20 protein-coding genes and 1 other RNA gene are annotated in these 19,758 nt (G+C 58.1%); 8 read left to right on the top strand and 13 right to left on the bottom strand.

Going from position 1 to position 19,758, the window contains the following annotated elements; genetic code table 11:
- Positions 1-103: 103 nt before the first annotated feature.
- On the top strand, positions 104-730 hold the full coding sequence (locus G6L01_RS16955) for a ribonuclease D (RefSeq protein ID WP_070164101.1): 627 nt from the start codon (positions 104-106) through the stop codon (positions 728-730).
- 81 nt (positions 731-811) lie between these two features.
- Here G6L01_RS16955 and lepA read toward each other — a convergent pair whose 3' ends face one another.
- Entirely contained in the window at positions 812-2,635 is a 1,824-nt protein-coding gene (gene lepA, locus G6L01_RS16950; RefSeq protein ID WP_070164136.1) for a translation elongation factor 4, read from the bottom strand.
- Positions 2,636-2,722: 87 nt separating this feature from the next.
- Complete coding sequence (gene ftsZ / locus G6L01_RS16945) at positions 2,723-3,709, bottom strand: cell division protein FtsZ (RefSeq protein WP_070164102.1); 987 nt, start codon at positions 3,707-3,709, stop codon at positions 2,723-2,725.
- Between the two features lie 184 nt (positions 3,710-3,893).
- Here ftsZ and G6L01_RS16940 point away from each other — a divergent pair, with 184 nt between their 5' ends.
- Together G6L01_RS16940 and G6L01_RS16935 are read left to right on the top strand one after the other, a co-directional pair.
- Positions 3,894-4,478: a helix-turn-helix domain-containing protein gene (locus G6L01_RS16940; protein ID WP_156584806.1), complete on the top strand. Its 585-nt coding sequence runs from the start codon at positions 3,894-3,896 to the stop codon at positions 4,476-4,478.
- A 16-nt stretch (positions 4,479-4,494) separates the two neighbouring features.
- Positions 4,495-5,019, top strand: coding sequence for a GNAT family N-acetyltransferase (locus G6L01_RS16935; protein WP_070164137.1), 525 nt, complete (start codon positions 4,495-4,497; stop codon positions 5,017-5,019).
- Here the strand turns inward: G6L01_RS16935 and G6L01_RS16930 are convergent.
- Positions 5,016-5,630 (bottom strand): HAD family hydrolase, encoded by a 615-nt coding sequence (locus tag G6L01_RS16930; protein ID WP_070164104.1) that lies wholly within the window; start codon positions 5,628-5,630, stop codon positions 5,016-5,018. The two genes, G6L01_RS16935 and G6L01_RS16930, sit on opposite strands and share 4 nt — an antisense overlap.
- 117 nt (positions 5,631-5,747) lie before the next feature.
- On the opposite strand from G6L01_RS16930, the gene G6L01_RS16925 reads away from it, so the two are divergent.
- The gene (locus tag G6L01_RS16925; RefSeq protein ID WP_070164105.1) at positions 5,748-6,056 is read left to right on the top strand and encodes an Rdx family protein; all 309 of its coding nucleotides are present in this window, start codon (positions 5,748-5,750) and stop codon (positions 6,054-6,056) included.
- Between the two features lie 36 nt (positions 6,057-6,092).
- On the opposite strand, the gene G6L01_RS16920 is transcribed toward G6L01_RS16925, so the two are convergent.
- From G6L01_RS16920 to ffs, 3 genes are all read right to left on the bottom strand, one after another.
- Positions 6,093-6,416 carry a YbaB/EbfC family nucleoid-associated protein gene (locus G6L01_RS16920; RefSeq protein WP_070164106.1) on the bottom strand — a complete coding sequence of 108 codons (324 nt, stop codon included), beginning with the start codon at positions 6,414-6,416 and terminating at the stop codon, positions 6,093-6,095.
- Between the two features lie 98 nt (positions 6,417-6,514).
- Positions 6,515-8,416, bottom strand: coding sequence for a DNA polymerase III subunit gamma/tau (locus G6L01_RS16915; protein ID WP_070164138.1), 1,902 nt, complete (start codon positions 8,414-8,416; stop codon positions 6,515-6,517).
- Between the two features lie 80 nt (positions 8,417-8,496).
- Positions 8,497-8,593: signal recognition particle sRNA small type (ffs, locus tag G6L01_RS16910), an RNA gene on the bottom strand.
- A 146-nt stretch (positions 8,594-8,739) separates the two neighbouring features.
- On the opposite strand from ffs, the gene G6L01_RS16905 reads away from it, so the two are divergent.
- From G6L01_RS16905 to G6L01_RS16895, 3 genes are all read left to right on the top strand, one after another.
- The gene (locus tag G6L01_RS16905; RefSeq protein WP_070164107.1) at positions 8,740-9,147 is read left to right on the top strand and encodes an HIT family protein; all 408 of its coding nucleotides are present in this window, start codon (positions 8,740-8,742) and stop codon (positions 9,145-9,147) included.
- On the top strand, positions 9,144-10,109 hold the full coding sequence (gene nudC, locus G6L01_RS16900) for an NAD(+) diphosphatase (RefSeq protein WP_070164108.1): 966 nt from the start codon (positions 9,144-9,146) through the stop codon (positions 10,107-10,109). Before G6L01_RS16905 ends, nudC begins: the two co-directional genes overlap by 4 nt.
- Positions 10,110-10,399: 290 nt before the next feature.
- Positions 10,400-12,370: a glycoside hydrolase family 3 protein gene (locus G6L01_RS16895; protein WP_070164109.1), complete on the top strand. Its 1,971-nt coding sequence runs from the start codon at positions 10,400-10,402 to the stop codon at positions 12,368-12,370.
- A gap of 48 nt (positions 12,371-12,418) precedes the next feature.
- Here the strand turns inward: G6L01_RS16895 and G6L01_RS16890 are convergent, their stop codons facing one another.
- Both G6L01_RS16890 and G6L01_RS16885 read right to left on the bottom strand, forming a co-directional pair.
- Complete coding sequence (locus G6L01_RS16890; RefSeq protein WP_070164139.1) at positions 12,419-13,216, bottom strand: prephenate dehydratase; 798 nt, start codon at positions 13,214-13,216, stop codon at positions 12,419-12,421.
- Positions 13,217-13,283: 67 nt separating this feature from the next.
- Complete coding sequence (locus tag G6L01_RS16885; RefSeq protein WP_070164110.1) at positions 13,284-14,033, bottom strand: 3-deoxy-manno-octulosonate cytidylyltransferase; 750 nt, start codon at positions 14,031-14,033, stop codon at positions 13,284-13,286.
- Between the two features lie 157 nt (positions 14,034-14,190).
- On the opposite strand from G6L01_RS16885, the gene G6L01_RS16880 reads away from it, so the two are divergent.
- Positions 14,191-14,748, top strand: coding sequence for a c-type cytochrome (locus G6L01_RS16880; protein WP_070164111.1), 558 nt, complete (start codon positions 14,191-14,193; stop codon positions 14,746-14,748).
- A 153-nt stretch (positions 14,749-14,901) separates the two neighbouring features.
- On the opposite strand, the gene G6L01_RS16875 is transcribed toward G6L01_RS16880, so the two are convergent.
- From G6L01_RS16875 to G6L01_RS16855, 5 genes are read right to left on the bottom strand one after another with little or no spacing between them, the layout of a single operon-like run.
- The gene (locus G6L01_RS16875; RefSeq protein ID WP_070164112.1) at positions 14,902-16,623 is read right to left on the bottom strand and encodes an ABC transporter substrate-binding protein; all 1,722 of its coding nucleotides are present in this window, start codon (positions 16,621-16,623) and stop codon (positions 14,902-14,904) included.
- Between the two features lie 44 nt (positions 16,624-16,667).
- The gene (locus tag G6L01_RS16870) at positions 16,668-16,949 is read right to left on the bottom strand and encodes a DUF2160 domain-containing protein (protein ID WP_070164113.1); all 282 of its coding nucleotides are present in this window, start codon (positions 16,947-16,949) and stop codon (positions 16,668-16,670) included.
- A 13-nt stretch (positions 16,950-16,962) separates the two neighbouring features.
- Positions 16,963-17,775 carry an ABC transporter permease subunit gene (locus G6L01_RS16865; RefSeq protein ID WP_139190163.1) on the bottom strand — a complete coding sequence of 271 codons (813 nt, stop codon included), beginning with the start codon at positions 17,773-17,775 and terminating at the stop codon, positions 16,963-16,965.
- A 3-nt stretch (positions 17,776-17,778) separates the two neighbouring features.
- Positions 17,779-18,666 (bottom strand): carbohydrate ABC transporter permease, encoded by an 888-nt coding sequence (locus G6L01_RS16860; protein ID WP_070147458.1) that lies wholly within the window; start codon positions 18,664-18,666, stop codon positions 17,779-17,781.
- On the bottom strand, positions 18,663-19,757 hold the full coding sequence (locus G6L01_RS16855) for an ABC transporter ATP-binding protein (protein WP_070164114.1): 1,095 nt from the start codon (positions 19,755-19,757) through the stop codon (positions 18,663-18,665). Before G6L01_RS16855 ends, G6L01_RS16860 begins: the two co-directional genes overlap by 4 nt.
- Position 19,758 lies beyond the last annotated feature (1 nt).

Here is a 19,758-nt window from a genome sequence, read left to right as displayed (position 1 = left end):
TAGCGCTTTATATCTGCTGCATAATTTTCTCCTTAAATCGATTCCGATTTAAGGAATTATGCAGTAGGCCGCACAAAGACCAAAGAGACAGCAGGAGACAGGCATGGCTTCCACCATTCGCTACCATGAAGGCGATATCAGCAGCGAAGATGCGGCGCGCTATACCCGCGCCATCGCCATCGACACCGAAACGCTGGGGCTTATCCCCCGCCGCGACCGGCTCTGCGTGGTGCAGCTTTCGCCGGGCGACGGCACTGCCGACGTGATCCGTATTGCGCCTGGCCAGCGCCAGGCGCCCAACATGACCGCCCTGCTGGAAGACCCGACCCGGGAAAAAATCTTCCATTATGGCCGGTTCGACATCGCCGTGCTGTTTCACACCTTTGGCGTGACCACCACGCCGGTGTTTTGCACCAAGATCGCCTCGCGCCTGTCGCGCACCTATACCGACCGGCATGGATTGAAGGACAATCTCAAAGAGATGCTTGACGTGGATGTGTCCAAGGCCCAGCAATCCTCGGACTGGGCGGCAGAAACGCTGTCTCCGGCACAGCTCGAATATGCAGCCTCCGACGTGCTCTATCTGCATGCGCTGCGCGACAAGCTGACCGCCCGGCTGGTGCGCGATGGCCGCATGGACCACGCCACCGCCTGTTTCGAGTTCCTGCCCACCCGCGCCAAGCTGGACCTGCTCGGCTGGGAAGAGACCGATATTTTCGCCCATAGCTGAACCAGCGTCATCGTGATTGAAAAAGGCGGAAAACCACCTGGTTTTCCGCCTTTTTTGTTAAATGCCGTCTATTTCGGTCCGTTATTCGTCGCTCATCTTCAGGGCAGCGATAAAGGCTTCCTGCGGGATTTCGACCTTGCCGAACTGGCGCATCCGCTTCTTACCGGCCTTCTGCTTGTCCAGCAGCTTGCGCTTGCGGCTGGCGTCGCCGCCATAGCACTTGGCGGTCACGTCCTTGCGCATTGCTGAAATGGTCTCGCGCGCGATCACATTACCGCCGATGGCAGCCTGAATCGGGATCTTGAACATGTGCCGCGGGATCAGATCCTTCAGCTTCTCGCACATGTCACGACCGCGCTTTTCCGCTGCGGAGCGATGCACCAGCATCGACAGAGCATCGACGGGCTCGCCGTTGACCATGATCGACATCTTGACCAAATTGCCTTCGCGATAAGCGTCCAGGTGATAGTCGAACGAGGCATAGCCCTTGGAGATCGACTTCAATCTGTCGTAGAAATCAAACACCACTTCATTGAGCGGTAGTTCATAGGTCAGCATGGCGCGCTTGCCGACATAGGTCAGCTCGGTTTGCACACCACGACGGTCCTGGCAGAGCTTGAGGATGCCGCCGAGATAGTCATCCGGCGTCAGAATAGTCGCCTTGATCCACGGTTCGTGTATTTCCGAGATTCGCACCACATCCGGCATGTCCGCCGGGTTGTGCAATTCGCGTTCGCTGCCATCGGTCATGAACAGCTTGTAGACAACCGAAGGCGCCGTGGCGATCAGGTCAAGGTCGAACTCGCGCTCCAGCCGCTCCTGAATGATTTCCAGATGCAGCAAGCCCAGGAAGCCGCAGCGGAAACCGAAGCCCAGCGCTGCCGAACTTTCCATTTCAAACGAAAAGCTTGCGTCATTAAGGCGAAGTTTGCCCATCGCTGAACGCAGATCTTCAAAATCAGCTGCATCGACTGGAAACAGCCCACAGAACACCACAGGCTGGGCAGGCTTGAAACCGGGCAGCATGGTCGCAGTCGGGCGCTTATCTTCGGTGATGGTATCGCCAACGCGGGTATCGGCCACTTCCTTGATCGAACCGATAAAGAACCCGATTTCGCCCGGACCGAGACTGTCGACGGCCAGCATTTTCGGCGTCAAAACGCCGACACGCTCCACCTGATATTTCGCGTCCGTACCCATCATCCGGATAGTCTGACCCTTGGTCAAAACACCGTCTATGACGCGCACCAGAACCATAACGCCCAGATAGGTATCATACCAGCTATCGACCAGCAGTGCTTTCAGCGGGCCTTTGTCGCCCAGCTCACTTTTCGGCGCCGGCAAATGTTTGACAATGGCTTCCAGCACATCGGGAATGCCAAGCCCGGTCTTGGCGGAAATCAGCACAGCCTCGGAGGCATCGATGCCGATGACTTCCTCGATCTGTTCCTTGATCCGGTCCGGTTCGGCGGCAGGCAGGTCGATCTTGTTGAGAACGGTGACGATCTCGTGGTTGTTGTCGATGGCCTGATAGACATTGGCCAGCGTCTGGGCTTCGACGCCCTGAGACGCATCCACCACCAGCAGCGAACCTTCGCAGGCTGACAGCGACCGCGAGACTTCATAGGCAAAGTCGACATGGCCGGGCGTGTCGATCAGGTTCAGCACATAGGTTTCACCATCATTGGCCTTATAGTGCAGGCGCACGGTCTGCGCCTTGATGGTGATACCGCGTTCACGCTCGATATCCATGCTATCGAGCACCTGCTCCGACATATCACGCTCTGCCAGGCCACCGGTGGTCTGGATCAGGCGGTCGGCCAGCGTCGATTTGCCATGGTCGATATGGGCGACGATGGAAAAGTTGCGGATATGGTCGAGAGGCGTGCGGTTCTGTGTGCTCATGGCCTGCGCATATAGCAGCGCGCCCGCATGCCGCAAAGCGGAAATGCGGGGCATTTGAAGGATAATTTAACCTGAGACCGGGCGAAATCAGCGTACCTGCTGATGGTCGCCCTCTTCGCCAAGCCCGGTGGCGACCACCGACACTCTGAATGTGCCGTCCAGTTCCTTGTCGAAGATCGCGCCGACGACGATATCGGCCTCGTCATAGACCTCGTCGCGGATACGGGTGGCGGCTTCGTCGACTTCGAACAGCGTCATGTCCATGCCGCCGGAAATCGAGATCAGCACGCCGCGTGCGCCGCGCATCGACACTTCGTCCAGCAACGGATTGGCAATCGCCGCTTCTGCCGCCTTCATGGCGCGGCTGTCGCCGGTCGCCTCGCCGGTGCCCATCATCGCCCGGCCCATGCCCTTCATGACGGATTTCACGTCGGCGAAGTCCAGATTGATCAGGCCTTCCTTGACGATCAGATCGGTAATGCAGGACACGCCCGAAAACAGCACCTTGTCGGCGATCACGAAGGCGTCGGCAAAGGTGGTCTTGGCATCGGCAATGCGAAACAGGTTCTGGTTGGGGATGACGATCACGGTATCGGCAGCTTCGCGCAACCGCTCGATGCCTTCTTCGGCAGCCTGCATACGGCGGCGGCCTTCAAAGCTGAAAGGCTTGGTGACAACGCCGACCGTCAGAATGCCGGCCTCACGAGCCGCACGCGCAATCACTGGCGCTGCACCCGTGCCCGTGCCGCCGCCCATGCCGGCGGTGACGAAGCACATATGGGTGCCAGCCAGGTGATCCATCACTTCATGCAGGGATTCTTCGGCAGCCATCCGTCCGGTTTCCGGCACCGAACCCGCGCCGAGACCCTCGGTCATTTCAGCACCAAGCTGAATGAGGCGCGGGGCTCTCGACATGGTCAGCGCCTGGGCATCGGTATTGGCGGCAATGAAATCGACGCCTTGCAGGCCTTCGTTGATCATGTTGTTGACGGCATTGCCGCCCCCACCACCAACCCCGATGACGGTAATCTTCGGCCGCATTTCCTCGATTTGCGGTTTTCTGATCTCAATCACGTCTGTCTCCTTGGGGTTGTGCTCGACTCGTCCTGTCGTGCGAATCATACGCTCTCTTGGCACGCGAAAAAGGCCGGGAGTTGGGCGACATGCAAGAGGCTTGTTGATAAAAGGTGATTTTGCTGACGAGAGCGGCGCGAGAAAGGCCATTGACTCCACTATAAGACACTATATTTCTTGTATCATGGAAAATACACCCGATAGCCTCACGCTCGCCATTGCCGCAAGGCTGAAAGCGATCCGCACCGAACGCGGCCTGACACTCGACCAGTTGGCGGATCTCTCCGGCGTCAGCCGGGCCATGATTTCCCGTATCGAGCGCGCTGAAGCAAGCCCGACCGCCACCCTGCTGGCACGGCTATGCTCGGCGCTGGGTCAATCGCTTTCGATGTTTTTTGCCGAACCCAATCAGGGCTCACCCTTAATGCGCCGCGCCGACCAGCCGGTGTGGCGGGACCCCGAAACCGGCTATATCCGCCGCGCCGTTTCAGCACCCGGCACCGGTGCGCGGGTCGATGTGGTGGAAGTAGAGCTGCCGCCGGGCGCGCTTGTCCAATTTTCAGCGCAGCCCGCCAGCCCCCATCCCAGCAGCAGGCAATGGCAACATGTCTGGCTGTTCGAAGGCACTATCGAGCTGACCGTGGGCGATACCGTGCATCGTCTGGAGCCGGGTGATTGTCTTTTCATGGCTATCGGCGAGGTCCACGCCTTCCATAACCCCACGGACCGCCCTGCCCGCTACGGCGTGATCATCGATCTTGGCCGCTGATTCGAAGGAAATGACCATGACTGCAATTCGGCTGCTGAACGCCTCTGACGCCCGTGAAGCGATACCCGATCTCTGTGAAATTCTCTGCGATTGCGTCAATGGCGGTGCATCGGTGGGTTTCATGCTGCCCTTCGACCCTGAAACGGCCAGGCCTTTTTGGGAGGGCGTCGCCAATGCGATCGAGGCAGGGGATAGTCTGCTGCTGATGGCAGAACATCAGGGCCGTCTGGTCGGCACGGTACAGATCGGCCTCAAACAGCCGCCCAACCAGCCGCACCGCGCCGACATCAAGAAATTGCTGGTGCATCGCAGCGCCCGTGGACTTGGTCTCTCGCGTCAACTGATGGAGGCGGCGGAACAACATGCCGCCAAGGCGGGCAAGAGCTTACTGGTGCTAGATACAGCGACTGGTGAACCGGCGGAAGCAATCTACGAGAGGCTGGGCTGGACACGCACAGGCGTCGTACCGGACTACGCGCTGTTTCCCGACGGCCGCTTTTGCGATACGACGATCTTCTATAAGCGGCTCTTCACAAGTTAGCTTTCGCCATGCCAGGCATCAGATAGAATGGCGTTTAGGCCAGTGCCTGATGTCCATTGGTAGGCACGCCAACCGAAAGCACGAGCTGACTCGATGTTTTCAACCATGTCATCGATAAACACGATATTCTCAGGCATTTCGCCTAACCGCTCGGTAATCTGGCGGTAAAATTCAGGAGATGGTTTTCTGCATCCCAGGGATGCGGAATAAAAAACACCATCTGTAAAAGCCTGTAAATCCAAGCTTTCCATGAGATATTTGGCACGCTCATGCTCTTGATTGGTTGCCAGATATATCTTCACTCCTCGCTGTCTTTGCCTATGCAAATCTGCCACCAACACATGATCTATATGAGCATCATGTTCAAACCAGTAGCGGATCAAAGCATCGACACTGACCGTGGGGGCAATTTTTGAAAGCACCCTTTCAAGAATCGGACGCATTGGTTGTTTGCCAGTAACAATCCCTGCCCAGTGAGCTTCAAAAAATTGATGTTTCAGTTCATCGAAAGGAACACCAAGATCACGCTGCAAAAAGGTACCAAATGGTAATCTATCCTGCGGCCTGCCGTGAACCAGGACACCATCCACATCCACCATCAATACGGGCATTTTCTATGCCTTCCACACAACGAAATCTGAATAGCCAGCTTAGCGTTAACTGCGTCCTCGAATAAAATCAACGGACCGTAAAAAGCTGAGATGGAGGACGTAACAAGGAAAGCAGCCATGACCGACAAGCCGAAAATCACCATTCTCTACTGCACCCAATGCAATTGGCTGCTGCGCGCTGCCTGGATGGCGCAGGAACTCTTGCACACTTTTGGCGACAGCTTGGGCGAAGTGGGTCTGATTCCCGGCACCGGCGGCAATTTCGAGATCCGCGTCAATGGCGACCTGATTTGGGAGCGCAAGCGCGATGGCGGTTTTCCTGGGCCGAAGGAACTGAAACAGCGGGTCCGCGATATAATCGAACCCGGCAAGGACCTCGGCCATACAGACCGCGTTCATGGCAAGACGGAAAAAGGCGAGGAATGACCCCGCCTCTTTTCTCTAAACAGCGTTTGTACCGGCTTAAAACGGCAGCTTGAAGCCGGGCGGGATCGGCAGACCGGCGGTCATGTCCTTGGTCTTTTCGGCGGCAATCGCCTCGGCCTTGTCCTTGGCATCCTTGTGGGCGGCAACGATCAGGTCTTCGAGGATTTCCACGTCGTCTTCCTTAAAGAGCGACGGATCGATTTTCAGGCCCTTCAACTCACCCTTGCCGGTCATGATCACAGTCACCAACCCGCCGCCGGATTTGCCTTCGACCTGAAGCGATGCAATCTCTTCCTGCATCTTCTCCATCTTGGCCTGCATTTCCTTGACCTTGCCCATCATACCCATGATGTCGCGCATATGACCTGCCTCCTTTATATAGTCCGTTGTTCTTGGCTTCACCTGTCAGACGCGCGGCGATTTCACGCCTCCGCAACAGATGATAAGCCGGCTAAAATTTAAAACTCGATGTCGTCTCCGGGAAGGATATCACCCTCGGCCGATTCAGCCGCCGCTGGCGGCGGCAGGGCCTCGTCTTCTTCCTCGGCGACGGTGCGGATGCGCACGTCGGTGATTTTCGCGCCGGGAAAGCGCGACAGGATCGCCATGACATCCGGATCGGCGGCGGCATCGGTCATCCGCGCTTCGTGATCGCTCTTTTCCTGCTCGGCCAGGGTCTTTTCCCCCGGCTCGCGGCTAAGGATCACCATCCAGCGGATATCGGTCCATTCCTCCAGCCGTTTTTGCAGATCGCCAACCAGCGATTTCGGCGCCTCCGGCGGCAAGTTGATTTCCAGCCGGCCATTTTCCAGCTTGACCAGCCGCACATAGGCGCGGGTTAGCGCCTTCAGCTTCGGATCGCGGTTTGCGGTACAGAGATTGACGATATCATCCAACGACCTGACGGGAACCTTGGGCTCGGGAACCTTGGGTTCCGGCACATCCGGCTGGACGTCAGGCTTTGTCTCCGGGCGGGCGGCAATCTCAGGCGAAGGCGATGCCTTGGGAACCACCTGCAAATGCGCGGTCGGCTGGGTCTGGCCTAATGCACGCGGTGCCGGATCGCTTGATGCCCGCGCCACCGCCTGCCCGCCATAGCTGGCAGATGCACCGCCTCCATTACCGCCTCTGGGACTGGTCCCCTGCGGCGCACCACCGCCATCCTGCGCCATGTCCAGCAGGCGGCGGGCCGCTTCTTCCGGCGACGGCAGATGGGCGGCATGGGCCAGCCGGATCAACACCATTTCGGCGGCACCGGCCTGACGGGAAGCGTTTTCCACCTCGGGAATGCCCTTGAGCAACATTTGCCAGATGCGCGACAGCGTGGTGACGGCAACGCTCTCGGCGTAGTCCGCCCCCCGCACCCGCTCGACTTCACTCAGCGATGGGTCATTCGCACCATTGGGTACATATTTAAGCCGCGTCACCAGATGGGTGAAATCGGCAAGATCGGTCAGCACCACGCTGGGGCTGGCACCGGCTTCATACTGGCTGTTGAATTCCGAAAGGGCTGCGGCAACATCGCCGAGCACGATATGGCCAAACAGATCGACCACCCGGGCGCGGTCGGCCAGACCCAGCATGGAACGCACGGCATCTGCTTCGACCCGCCCTGCCCCATGGGCAATGGCCTGATCGAGAAGGGAAAGTCCGTCGCGGGCCGAGCCTTCGGCGGCGCGGGCGATCATCGCCAGCGCCTCGTCTTCCGCCTCGATATTTTCCTTGGAGAGAATGGTGGAAAACAGCCCGACCAGATCGCCAGCACTGATGCGGCGCAGATCAAAGCGCTGGCAGCGTGACAGCACCGTGATCGGCACCTTGCGGATTTCAGTGGTGGCGAAGATGAATTTGACGTGTTCCGGCGGCTCTTCCAGCGTCTTCAACAAGCCGTTGAAGGCGGCGGTGGAGAGCATATGCACTTCGTCGATAATATAGACCTTGTAGCGTGCCGATACCGGGCGGTATCGCACCTGCTCGATGATTTCCCTGATATCGTCGATACCGGTATGGGAGGCGGCATCCATCTCGATCACATCGACATGGCGGCCTTCCATGATCGCCTGGCAATGCTCGCCGGGGATTTTCAGGTCGATGGTCGGGCGGTCGATCTCAGTAGTCTTGTAGTTCAGCGCACGGGCGAGAATGCGGGCGGTCGTGGTCTTGCCGACCCCGCGCACGCCGGTCAGCATATAGGCCTGGGCAATCCGGCCCGTCTCAAAGGCATTGGTGAGCGTGCGGACCATCGGCTCCTGGCCGACCATCAGGTCCGTAAAATCCTTGGGGCGATATTTGCGCGCCAGAACGCGGTAAGCACCGGAGGCTTGGCCGGACGCGGGAGCAGCTTGTGCTGTGGGTTCCATATAGGACATCGCGCTGCCAGTCTCCCCGTTTCGGGCGGGATACGGCCACGCTTGAAAAGGACTGGCCATAAACATGAAGGGTGGGAGGCTGGCACGATGACCCGTGCCGCGCTCGTTAGGGCTGCTTCCTTCCGGACCTGACCCGGTTGGCGAGTGGCTCGTCCACCACCAACCTCCCGAGCGACATATCGGCAATTCCTGCGGCAATTGCAAGCCGAGGACCAAAAAAACTGTTCGCCTTTCCGGTAAAAGTGGATATCGGCTTTACGGTCAGGCATGCGTAAAAACAAAATGACCTTAAGGAAACCATCAGGAGACCGATCTTGGAGCCTTTTCGTCTTGATGAACGGCTGGCGCGCGACAGCAAGTCGATCTTGCAGCTGCCGTTAAGCGATCTGCGCCTGTCCAGGGATAGCCGCTGGCCCTGGCTGATCCTGGTGCCGCGCCGCAATGATGTCGCTGAGATTTTCGAACTTTCGAAGGACGACCAGATCCAGTTGCTGCACGAACAGGTGCACGTCGGTGCCGCCTTAAAAGCCGCAACCGGCGCCACCAAGATCAACATCGCCGCCATTGGCAATGTGGTTCGACAGCTCCATGTTCATGTCGTCGCCCGCTTTGAAAACGACCCGAACTGGCCGGGGCCGATCTGGGGCCATGGGGTGGCAGAACCCTATTCGGACGCAGCCCTTGCGGCGATGACAACGACAATTCTGGACGCGCTGACATGACCTCAATTTCCCTGTTTGATACTGATACACCCCATCCCGAGGCAAGCGCCCTCACCGCTTTTGCCGGTAATGGACTGGAACGCTACGCCGAGCATCGCTCGGAAGAGAGCCTCTCGGAAGCCTTCAAGGCCGAGGGCATGCATGTGCTGGCTTTTGCTGGCAACCGGCTGGTGTTCAAGCACGAAGGGCTGGTGCTCGACCCGCTATTTGCACCTTACGAGTTGACCGCCCTGCAACCGGACCTCGACAATGCCGTGCTTTTGGGTCGCCGCCCCAGCGGCGAGCCGCGCATTGCCGTCCCCGTGACAATCAGCGAGGAGCAGCTTGCAAGTGGCTACAAGGCTTTAACGGCGCGCGAGCTGTTTCGTGATTCCAATCTTGATGCCGAACTGGTCGGCGAAGCGGCGCAGGGCTTCAGCCTGTTGCACTGGAACGCTGAGAACCGCTTCTGCGGCAGCTGCGGCAAGCCGATGGAGCCGCGGCTTGGCGGCTACAAGCGCGAATGTCCGGCCTGTGGGCGCATGGCCTTTCCACGCACTGATCCGGTGGTGATCATGATGACCGTGGATGAGGAAAACGACCGCTGCCTGCTGGGGCGTGGAGCGCATTTTCCCGAAGGCATGTATTCCTGCCTCGCAGGCTTTGTCGAACCGGCGGAAACCATTGAAAACGCTGTGCGTCGCGAGACCTATGAAGAGGCCGCCATCACCATCGGGCGTGTGCGCTACCATGCCTCCCAGCCCTGGCCGATGCCGCATCAGTTGATGATCGGCTGCTATGCGCAGGCGCTGAGCTTGGAGATTTCCCGCGACGAGAACGAGCTGGCCGATTGCCGCTGGTTCAGCCGGGCCGAGGTGCAGGCGATGATCGATCTTGAGACCGAAACGGTAAAAGCCCCCGCGCCCGGCACCATTGCCCATCGGTTGATGAGCGACTGGCTCGATTGGGGCAAGGCTGATTAAGATGGTAAAGTCTGCGTCCGGAAAGGACTTTAACACCATTTACGCGAAAAACGCGTGAGTCTATGGTAAGCGAATGTGATGTCATTGTCCGATGGGGAGGGGTCAACGGACGATGAAGCAAAACATCGCACGCGATAGCCTATTTCGAGGGAGGATATATCTTTGCTTTCAAAACCCAACGCCACGATGAAACGGCGGGCTGTGCCTCGATAGGCCTTCCGCGCTCGGCCTTTCAGAAATCTGTTTTTGGCCCGTTTTTCGGCAAAATTCATCAATTCAGGAAATCATCGATGAAAATGTTTAGCTTGGCGTCCTGCGCCATTCTGATGGCGTCTGTTGCCATCGCTCAAAACCAGCCTGTCGTCGTCGCCCGTTCCGCGGCGATCCTCACGGTCGACGGAAAGACCTTCAAGGACCTTAACCGCAACGGCCGCCTCGATGTTTATGAGGATTGGCGACGCTCTCCGGCAGAACGGGCAAGTGACCTCGTCAGCCAGATGACCCTGATCGAAAAGGCCGGGTTGATGATGCATGGAACGGCACCGGCTTTGGCGTCCGGATCGGAGGGCGGTCAGGGACGTGGCAGCGGTTATGATCTGGAGCGAATCAAGCCGCTGATCAACGATGCCAAGGTTGCCACCTATATTACCCGGCTATCCCTACCACCCGAACAGCTGGCCACAGAAAACAACAAGCTCCAGGAGATTGCCGAGGCAAGTCGGCTTGGCATTCCGCTGACGATCAGCACCGACCCGCGCAACCATTTCCAATATGTGCTGGGCGCGTCGGCCCAGAGCGGCGGCTTCTCCAAATGGCCGGAAAGCCTGGGTTTTGGTGCCTTGGACGATGCCAAGCTGACACGCCGGTTCGGCGATATTGCACGGCAGGAATATCTCGCCGTTGGCATCCAGCAGGCCTTGTCACCGCAAATCGATCTTGCCACGGAACCACGCTGGCCACGCTCGACCGGCACATTCGGAGAAGATCCGCAGATTTCCAGGCGCATGGCGGAAGCCTATGTCGCAGGCTTCCAGAACGGCACCACGGGTCTGAAACCCGGTAGCGTCAGCGCCGTCGCCAAGCATTGGGTGGGCTATGGCGCAGCACCGCAAGGCTTTGACGGCCATAACTCCTATGGTCGCCATGTGGTGTTCAAGGCTAAGGACTTCGAAAAGCACGTCACCCCCTTCAAGGGTGCCTTTGCCGCCAAGGTGGCGGGCATCATGCCGACCTATTCGATTGTCGATGGCGTCAAGCTTGATGGAAAACCCCTGGAGCCCGTGGCCGCAGGCTATAGCAAGCAATTGCTGACGGATCTGCTGCGCAAGCGCTACAAATTCGACGGCGTCGTGGTCAGCGACTGGCTGATTACCAATGACTGCAAGGATGAATGCCTGAATGGCGAAAAGCCAGGCGACACCCCGATCATCCGGCCCGACACATTCGGCATGCCCTGGGGCGTTGAAGATCTCAGCCGGGAGGATCGTTTTGCCAAGGCGGTGAATGCCGGCATCGACCAATTCGGCGGCGTCGCCAATTCCGATATCCTGGTGAAAGCAGTCGAAGACAAGAAAGTCAGCGAAATCAGGATCGATCAGTCTGCCAAGCGGTTGCTGATCCAGAAATTCGAGCAAGGCCTGTTTGAAAACCCCTATGCCGACCCGGAAAAAGCCAAGGCCATCGTTGGCAATGCGGATTTTGTCGCCGAGGGCGAAAAGGCCCAGGCCCGCGCCATGGTTGTTCTGCAAAACAAGGGGAAAATCCTGCCCGTCAAGCCTGGCAGGAAGGTCTATCTTCTCAATGTCGATGCCGCCATTGCCCAGAAGCGCGGCTATCAGGTGGTGACAAAACCGGAAGAGGCGGATTTTGCCCTGGTCCGTCTGATGGCACCGTTTGAGCGCCTGCATCCCAATTACTTCTTCGGGGCGCGGCACGAGGAAGGCGATCTGTCCTTCAAGCCCGGCAAGCCCGATTACGACGCAGTGACCGCCATTGCCGCAAAGACACCGATCATTGCCACGGTGTTTCTGTCACGCCCGAGTATTCTCACCAATCTGAAGGACCAGACAAAGGCGTTGATCGGCAATTTCGGTGCCAGTGACGAAGCGCTATTTAATGTCATCGAGGGCAAGCAGAAGGCACGGGGCAAGCTGCCGTTTGAACTGCCGTCTTCCATGCAGGCCGTCGAGGCACAGGCGCCAAGCACACCGCATGATTCGAAAAAGCCGCTCTACAAGATCGGCTATTCGTTGAAATATTGAGTACGCAAAGCAATGGCGGCACCCCGCCGCCATTGCTCTAATCTCTGATTAAAACTTGCCGCGCATGGCGTGAGCCTTGTAGACGCCGAGAATATGAACCTTCTCGGAGAAGAAGCGTAATTCCTCCAGCGCCCGCTTGACCGGCGCATCCTCCGGGTGCCCTTCGATATCGGCGTAGAACTGGGTGGCGATGAATTTTCCGCCGATCTGGTAGCTTTCCAGCTTGGTCATATTGACCCCATTGGTGGCAAAGCCGCCCATGGCCTTGTAAAGCGCCGCCGGAATATTGCGGACATTGAAAACGAATGTGGTGATGAAGCGCTCGTCCGCAGCCGTCCGCTTCAACGCCACCTCATCGCGCGACAGCACGACGAAGCGGGTGATGTTGTTTTCTGAATCCTCGACATTTTCGGCGAGAATATCCAGACCGTAGAGCGAGGCGGCGAGGCGCGGTGCCAAGGCCGCCATGGAGCGGTTGCCCAGTTCCGCAACCTGCTTGGCCGCCCCTGCCGTATCGCCCGCCACCACCGCCTTCCAGCCATGGCTGCGGATGATCTTGCGGCATTGGCCGAGCGCATGGATGTGGCTGTGAACCGTGCGGATCTCCTCGGCCTTGACGCCCGGCAGCACCATAAGCTGAAAACGGATCGGCATGAAATATTCACCGATGATTTTCAGGCGTGACAGCGGCAGCAGATAGTGAATATCGGCGACCCGCCCAGCCAGCGTGTTTTCAATCGGGATCATCGCCAGATCCGCCTCGCCATTTTCGAGCGCCATGAAGGCGTCTTCGAATGTCGGGCATGGCAAAGGCTCCATATCCGGGAACATGTCACGGCAGGCCATGTCGGAATTGGCGCCATAATCGCCCTGAAAAGAGATCTTGTTGGTGAGCGTGACCACGAGCTTATCCTTATTTTGCAGCCAGAATGGCGCGGGCTTTTTCGAGATCCGCCGGGGTATCAACGCCAAGCGGCACGGTATCGACGATTTCGACATCGATGCGCATGCCCGCTTCCAGCGCCCGCAGCTGTTCCAGCGATTCGCGCTTTTCCAGCACCGAGGGAGACAGCGCCACGAACCGTTCCAGCGCGGCACGGCGATAGGCGTAGAGGCCGATATGATGATAAAGCGGCCCCTTGCCATGGGGCGCGGTGGCGCGGGTAAAATAGAGCGCCCGCAGGCGATTGTCCGACAGCGGCGAGCCGACGACCTTCACCACGTTGGGATTGGTCTTTTCTGCCTCATCCTCGATCTCCACCGTCAGCGTGGCGATATCGACTGCGGGATCTTCCAGGGGCCGAAGGGCGGCACGAATTGTCTCCGGGTCAATGGTAGGCAGGTCGCCCTGAACGTTGATGATGATCTCGGCCTCGCCCTTCGGATCGACCGTCATCAGCGCTTCATGGATACGATCCGAGCCGGATTGATGCTGCTCGCCGGTCATCACGGCTTCAAAACCGGCTGCCGTCACCGTGGCGAACACGTCAGGATGATCCACCGCCACGACGATACGTCCGACATTGGCTTCCGCTGCACGCTTTGCCACCTGAACGATCATCGGCAGACCGGCAATGTCAGCCAGGGGCTTGCCGGGAAGCCTTGTGGAGGCCATGCGGGCGGGGATGAGAACCAGTGTTTTGAAGCGTGTATGGTCAGACATCGGTATTCGCCTTTGAAAGCAATGGGGGTAAGTGGCAAAACGTCTCAGGGCGGCGGAGCATAATCGGGTTGCAACTGTCAAGCAAAAGTCTTAGCCTTTTCATAGATGGAGGCTTGTCCGATTTCTACTGCGCGGACTGCATGGGGAGCGATAACCAATGAATTCCTACATGAATATGGGAGCAGGCGCATTGCTTGGTACGATCTTCGTACTGATGTCAGTGTCCATTGCGTCGGAGGGGATTTTCCACGCGCCGAACCCCGAAAAGGAAGGCTATGCCATTGTGGCGGCCGAAGCGCCTGCCGCTGGCGGCGGCGAAGGTGCGGCACCGGCCGCAGCCGACAAGCCGATCGCCGAACTGCTGGCATCGGCAGACGTCAAGGCGGGCGAAGCGATTTTCAAGAAATGCACAGCCTGTCATAGCGTCGACAAGGGCGGAGCCAACAAGGTCGGACCGAACCTTTGGGGCGTTGTCGACCGGCCCATCGCCAGTCATGAAGGTTTTGCCTATTCGGCCGGTATGAAGGATTTCTCCAAGGGCAGCTCCGAGCACTGGACCTTTGAAAACCTCAACCATTTCCTGACCGCGCCAAAGAAATTCGTGGCAGGCACCGCCATGGGTTTTGCCGGTATTCCCAAGGAACAGGACCGCGCCAACCTGCTGGTATATCTGCACAACCAGTCCGACAATCCGGTGGCGCTGCCAACCAATTGATCGCCCGCTGTCGTAAACGCGGCAGGGAAAAAGCATGATTTAGATAAAACGCCCGGCAACATTGCCGGGCGTTTTTTGTACCGTATTTTGCTGCTGTGAAGAAGGTTTCCGATGCCGCGCGTCATTATGCGCGGCATCGATTATTGATGTTTTTTACTTCTGCCAGCTTTTCACCAGTTCATCGTAATTGATGGTGATCGGCTTTTCCTTTTCGTTGGCCAGCTTGGGCTGCGGTGCCAGGCTGCCATGATCCTTGGCATATTTTTCCCAATAGGCGGCGTCCTTCGGCTCGTTCAGCTTGGGGCCGAATTCGCCCTGGACCTTGGCGCGTTCCAGACGGGAGAGAATGCCCTCCTGGGCTTTGCACAAGGCATCCATGGCTTCCTGCGGGGTCTTGGCACCGGCTGCCGCATCGCCAATATTCTGCCACCACAATTGCGCCAGCTTCGGATAATCAGGCACATTGGTTCCGGTCGGCGTCCACTGCACGCGGGCCGGTGAACGGTAGAATTCCACCAAGCCGCCGAGCTTTGGAGCGCGATCCGTAAACGTCTTGTCCATGATCGAGGATTGGCGGATGAAAGTCAGGCCGGTCTGGCTTTTCTTCACATCCACGGTTTTGGAGGTGACGAACTGGGCATAGAGCCAGGCAGCCTTGGCGCGATCCGTTGGCGTGGACTTCATCAGCGTCCAGGAGCCGACATCCTGATAGCCGAGCTTTTGACCTTCATGCCAGTAGGAACCATGCGGCGATGGTGCGACGCGCCATTTCGGCGTACCATCGTCATTGACAACGGGCAGGCCGGGCTTGGCCATATCGGCGGTAAAGGCCGTATACCAGAAGATCTGCTGGGCGATATTACCCTGGGCGGGAACCGGGCCGGATTCGGAGAAGGTCATGCCCTGCGCTTCCGGCGGGGTATATTTCTTCAACCATTCCAAATACTTGGTAACGGCATAGACTGAGGCCGCCCCGTTGGTGTCGCCACCGCGATCGACGCAGGAACCGGTCGGCTGGTCCTTGTCATTGACGCGGATGCCCCATTCATCGACGGGCTTGCCATTCGGCAGGCCCTTGTCGCCATTGCCGGCCATCGACAGCCAGGCATCGGTAAAGCGCCAACCGAGCGAGGGGTCCTTCTTGCCATAGTCCATGCTGCCATAGACTTTCTTGCCGCCAATCTCGCGTCCGGTGAAGAATTTGGCGATGTCCTCATAGGCCGACCAATTGACCGGCACACCCAGTTCGTAGCCGTATTCCTTCTTGAACTCCTCCTTGATATTCGGGTCGTTGAACCAATCGTAGCGGAACCAATAGAGGTTGGCGAATTGCTGGTCGGGAAGCTGGTAGAGCTTACCATCCGGGGCTGTCGTGAAGGACAGGCCGATGTAATCCTTCAAGTCCAGCATCGGATCGGTGACATCCTTGCCCTCGCCCGTCATCCAGTCCGTCAGGTTGCGAACCTGGCCATAGCGCCAATGGGTGCCGATGAAGTCGGAATCATTGACCCAGCCGTCATAAAGGTTCTGGCCGGTCTGCATCTGGGTCTGGATTTTTTCGACGACATCACCCTCCTGAATGACGTCGTGAATGAGCTTGATGCCGGTGATCTTGCTGAACCATGGTGCCAGCACCTTGGATTCGTAGGCATGGGTGGTCAGCGATTCGGAGACGACATGGATTTCCATGCCCGCAAAGGGCTTGGCCGCATCCACATACCATTGCATCTGCTTTTCCTGATCCGCCCGCGACAGCGAGGATTCCCCCTTGATCTCCTGATCGAGAAATTGCTTGGCCTCATCCATCCCGGCATAGGCAGCACCAGTCATAGCCAGCAGCATCGCCGCCGTTGTCGTCATTAAGTGCTTTCGCATCATGTCCTCCCAGAGTTTGCGATTGCATGCGTAGTCTTAAAGCTTCAAACCGTCCGGAACACGCCGATAGCGTAGATGACCGAAAGACCGAGAGCCCACCACAGGCTGAGACTGGATAGCCCCAACCATGCGAGATGAATGAAGGCGGAGCCGAGCAGCGACACGAAAAGCCTGTCGCCGCGTGTCGTCTCGAACCGCAGGATGCCGACGCGCGGATTGCCGCCGGGCGAAACATATTCCCAGACCGACAGGGCGATCAGCAACGCCAGAATGGTGATGAAAAACAAGGCCGTGGGCGTGGTCCAGGCCATCCATGACAGGTTCATCAAGTCCTCCTCCTCAGACGCGGCCGAGGGCAAAGCCCTTGGCGATATAGTTGCGAACGAAATAGATCACCACGGCACCGGGGATCAGCGTCAGCACACCGGCGGCAGCCAGCAGACCCCAATCGACGCCGGAGGCTGACACCGTGCGGGTCATGACAGCGGCAATCGGCTTGGCATCGACAGTGGTCAGCGTGCGGGCGATCAACAATTCTACCCACGAGAACATGAAGCAGAAGAAAGCCGCGACCCCGATGCCGGAGGCAATCAGCGGTATGAAGATCTTCACGAAGAAGCGCGGGAATGAATAGCCGTCGATATAAGCCGTTTCATCGATTTCCTTGGGGATACCGGACATGAAACCTTCCAGAATCCACACCGCCAGCGGCACGTTGAATAGGCAATGGGCAAGCGCCACCGCAATATGCGTGTCGATCATGTCGAAGGCCGAATAGAGCTGGAAGAACGGCAGCGCAAAGACGGCGGGTGGCGCCATGCGATTGGTCAGCAGCCAGAAAAACAGATGCTTGTCGCCGAGAAACCGGTAGCGCGAGAAGGCATAGGCAGCCGGAAGCGCGCAGGCGACCGAAATCACCATGTTCTGCACCACATAGATGATCGAGTTGATATAGCCCGAATACCAGGACTGGTCGGTGAAGATGGTGATGTAATTCTTCAGCGTCGGCTCATGCGGATAGAGCGTCAGCGAGCTGAGGATTTCCTGGTTGGTCTTGAAGCTCATGTTGACGAGCCAGTAGATCGGCAACAACAGAAACAGGATATAAAGGCTGATGATCAGCACTGAGCGAAGGGAACGGCTGTTATTCATGACTTAGTCCCCCTTCGGTGCGGTAGCGCTCTGGGCATCGCTATGGGTCATGACAGTGTAGAAGACCCAGGACAGCAGCAGGATGATCAGGAAGTAGATGATCGACATCGCCGCCGCAGGCCCGAGGTCGAACTGGCCGAGCGCCATTTTCACCAGATCAATCGACAGGAAAGTGGTGGAATTGCCCGGACCGCCACCGGTGACGACGAAAGGCTCGGTATAGATCATGAAACTGTCCATGAAGCGCAGCAGCACGGCAATCAGCAGCACCTGCTTCATCTTCGGCAGCTGGATGTAGCGAAACACCGACCAGCGCGAGGCGCCATCAATCCGGGCCGCCTGGTAATAGGCGTCGGGGATCGACACCAGACCGGCATAGCACAGCAGCACGACAAGACTGGTCCAATGCCAAACATCCATGACGACGATTGTCGCCCAGGCATCGAATGGATTGGCCACGTAATTATAATCGAGACCGATGGCATTGAGAGTATAGCCGAGAAGGCCGATATCGCTGCGCCCGAACACCTGCCAGATGGTGCCGACCACGTTCCACGGGATCAGCAGCGGCAGGGCCATCAGCACCAGGCAGACAGGCACGCCAAGCCCGGTCTTCGGCATGTTCAGCGCGATCAGGATACCAAGCGGCACTTCGATGGCGAGAATGATCATCGAGAAGATCAGGTTGCGCCATAGCGCATCCCAGAACCGTTCCGATTGCAGGGTCTGGGTAAACCAGTCCGAACCAGCCCAGAAGAAGTCGTTATTGCCGAACGTGTCCTGCACCGAATAATTCACCACGGTCATCAGCGGAATGACAGCGGAAAAGGCGACCAGCAGCAGCACCGGCAGCACCAGAAACCAGGCCTTGTTATTCCAGGTCTTGTTCATGGCCTTAACCCTCCCAATCCGGCACCGGCGAAATCAACCCGCCAGGAATTTGCGTAGATATTGATGGCGGCCGGATCGAAGCTCACCTTCGGCTCAGTGGGAATATCGGCATCTTCCCGCAGCACGATAGAAATCGGCTGATCGGCAAAACGGGCGCGCACGATTTTCTGGCGGCCGATATCCTCGACTTTGGAAATCTGCACCGGCATGCCCTCGCGGCCAAGGCGAATGAATTCCGGGCGAATGCCAAGCTCGGTAAGGGCTTCGCCCGGGATGACCGGACGGCCCGGGAGGGAAACCCGCTCTCCGCCGATCATCGCGGTATCACCATCGATGCCAGCGGCCAGCACATTCATGCCCGGCGAGCCGATGAAATAGCCGACGAATGTATGTTTCGGGCGGTCGAACAATTCGGCTGGCGTACCGATCTGGACAATCTGTCCGTCATACATCACCACCACCTTGTCGGCGAAGGTCAGCGCCTCGGTCTGGTCATGGGTGACATAGACCATGGTATAGGCGAATTCCCGATGCAATTGCTTGAGTTGGGCGCGCAGCATCCATTTCATATGCGGATCGATCACCGTCAGCGGCTCATCGAACAGGATGGCATTGACATCGGAGCGCACCAATCCACGACCAAGCGAGATCTTCTGCTTCTGGTCGGCGGTCAGACCCTGCGCCTTGCGCTTGGCCCAGGCTTCGAGATCGATCATTTTCAGAATGGTGCGCACCCGCACATCGACTTCCGCCTCCGGTACACGCCGATTTCTGAGCGGAAAGGCCAGGTTGTCGTAAACGGTCATGGTGTCGTAGACGACGGGAAACTGGAACACCTGGGCAATGTTGCGCGCCTCGGTGGACAGTTGCGTCACATCCTTATCGCCAAACAGGATGCGCCCATCCGAAGGCTGCAACAGGCCGGACATGATGTTGAGCAGGGTGGTCTTGCCGCAGCCGGAGGGACCGAGCAGGGCATAGGCGCCGCCATCATCAAACTCGTGATGCACTTCCTTCAGTGCATAGAGCGGATTGGCGAGCCCCTTCGGGCCATAGGCGTGGCGGATATGATCGAGGGAAATTCGGGCCATC

Source organism: Agrobacterium vitis (genome assembly GCF_013337045.2).
In the GTDB taxonomy this organism is placed as follows: Bacteria; Pseudomonadota; Alphaproteobacteria; order Rhizobiales; family Rhizobiaceae; genus Allorhizobium; species Allorhizobium vitis_B.
The sequence above is the reverse complement of the archived record's forward strand: the minus strand, read 5'-3'. Positions and strand labels throughout refer to the sequence as shown.

Excerpts from the sequence above, each read along its gene's own strand:
- G6L01_RS16955 (WP_070164101.1), top strand. The coding sequence starts at position 104 with ATGGCTTCCACCATTCGCTACCATGAAGGCGATATCAGCAGCGAAGAT.
- lepA (WP_070164136.1), bottom strand. The coding sequence starts at position 2,635 with ATGAGCACACAGAACCGCACGCCTCTCGACCATATCCGCAACTTTTCC.
- G6L01_RS16940 (WP_156584806.1), top strand. The coding sequence starts at position 3,894 with ATGGAAAATACACCCGATAGCCTCACGCTCGCCATTGCCGCAAGGCTG.
- G6L01_RS16935 (WP_070164137.1), top strand. The coding sequence starts at position 4,495 with ATGACTGCAATTCGGCTGCTGAACGCCTCTGACGCCCGTGAAGCGATA.
- G6L01_RS16930 (WP_070164104.1), bottom strand. The coding sequence starts at position 5,630 with ATGCCCGTATTGATGGTGGATGTGGATGGTGTCCTGGTTCACGGCAGG.
- G6L01_RS16925 (WP_070164105.1), top strand. The coding sequence starts at position 5,748 with ATGACCGACAAGCCGAAAATCACCATTCTCTACTGCACCCAATGCAAT.
- G6L01_RS16920 (WP_070164106.1), bottom strand. The coding sequence starts at position 6,416 with ATGCGCGACATCATGGGTATGATGGGCAAGGTCAAGGAAATGCAGGCC.
- G6L01_RS16915 (WP_070164138.1), bottom strand. The coding sequence starts at position 8,416 with ATGGAACCCACAGCACAAGCTGCTCCCGCGTCCGGCCAAGCCTCCGGT.
- nudC (WP_070164108.1), top strand. The coding sequence starts at position 9,144 with ATGACCTCAATTTCCCTGTTTGATACTGATACACCCCATCCCGAGGCA.
- G6L01_RS16895 (WP_070164109.1), top strand. The coding sequence starts at position 10,400 with ATGAAAATGTTTAGCTTGGCGTCCTGCGCCATTCTGATGGCGTCTGTT.
- G6L01_RS16890 (WP_070164139.1), bottom strand. The coding sequence starts at position 13,216 with ATGGCCTGCCGTGACATGTTCCCGGATATGGAGCCTTTGCCATGCCCG.
- G6L01_RS16885 (WP_070164110.1), bottom strand. The coding sequence starts at position 14,033 with ATGTCTGACCATACACGCTTCAAAACACTGGTTCTCATCCCCGCCCGC.
- G6L01_RS16880 (WP_070164111.1), top strand. The coding sequence starts at position 14,191 with ATGAATTCCTACATGAATATGGGAGCAGGCGCATTGCTTGGTACGATC.
- G6L01_RS16875 (WP_070164112.1), bottom strand. The coding sequence starts at position 16,623 with ATGCGAAAGCACTTAATGACGACAACGGCGGCGATGCTGCTGGCTATG.
- G6L01_RS16870 (WP_070164113.1), bottom strand. The coding sequence starts at position 16,949 with ATGAACCTGTCATGGATGGCCTGGACCACGCCCACGGCCTTGTTTTTC.
- G6L01_RS16865 (WP_139190163.1), bottom strand. The coding sequence starts at position 17,775 with ATGAATAACAGCCGTTCCCTTCGCTCAGTGCTGATCATCAGCCTTTAT.
- G6L01_RS16860 (WP_070147458.1), bottom strand. The coding sequence starts at position 18,666 with ATGAACAAGACCTGGAATAACAAGGCCTGGTTTCTGGTGCTGCCGGTG.
- G6L01_RS16855 (WP_070164114.1), bottom strand. The coding sequence starts at position 19,757 with ATGGCCCGAATTTCCCTCGATCATATCCGCCACGCCTATGGCCCGAAG.